Source organism: Streptomyces bobili (genome assembly GCF_002154575.1).
In the GTDB taxonomy this organism is placed as follows: domain Bacteria; phylum Actinomycetota; class Actinomycetes; order Streptomycetales; family Streptomycetaceae; genus Streptomyces; species Streptomyces bobili.
On the sequence record NZ_MUBA01000396.1, the window covers coordinates 349 to 1,162 of the forward strand.

The window sequence follows — 814 nt, forward strand, 5'->3', positions numbered from 1 at the left end:
GAGGGCCCGCTGCCGGACGCCTCGAAGCTGTCGGCGACCGACCGCTGGATCCTGTCCCGCCTCAACTCGGTGGTCTCCGAAGTCGACGCGTTCTACGACGACTTCCAGTTCGCCAAGCTCTCCGACGCCCTCTTCCACTTCGCGTGGGACGAGGTCTTCGACTGGTACGTCGAGCTGTCCAAGACGACGTTCCTGGCGGGCGGCGAGCCTGCCGAGGTCAGCAAGCGCGTCCTCGGCGAGGTCCTCGACGTCACGCTGCGGCTGCTGCACCCGGTCGTCCCGTTCGTCACCGAGACCCTGTGGACGACGCTGACCGGCGGCGAGTCGGTCGTCATCGCCGACTGGCCCAAGGACAGCGGCTTCCGGGACGCCGACGCCGAGCGCGAGATCGAGACGCTCCAGTCCGTCATCACCGAGGTCCGCCGCTTCCGCGCCGACCAGGGACTCCAGCCCGGCCAGCGGGTCCCGGCCCGCCTGGACCTGGACGGCACCGCGCTCGCCCCGCACGAGGCGGCCATCCGCCAGTTGCTGCGGCTCCAGCCGGAGGGCGAGGAATTCTCGGCGACGGCGACCCTGCCCGTCTCGGGCGCCACGGTCGCGCTGGACCTGTCCGGCACGATCGACGTGGCGGCCGAGCGCAAGCGGCTGGCGAAGGACCTGGCCGCCGCCGAGAAGGAGAAGGCCCAGGCCCAGGGCAAGCTCGGCAACGAGGCGTTCCTGGCCAAGGCCCCGGACAAGGTCGTCGACGGGATCCGCGCCCGGCTGGCCAAGGCGGACGAGGACATCGCCCGCATCCAGACCCAGCTGGACCGGC

The 814-nt window shown here is 71.6% G+C and carries 1 protein-coding gene; it reads left to right on the top strand.

Annotated elements, in window-relative coordinates:
* Nucleotides 1-814, top strand: an 814-nt coding sequence (locus tag BZL64_RS27970) for a class I tRNA ligase family protein (RefSeq protein ID WP_244205516.1), incomplete at both ends; no start/stop codon positions are given.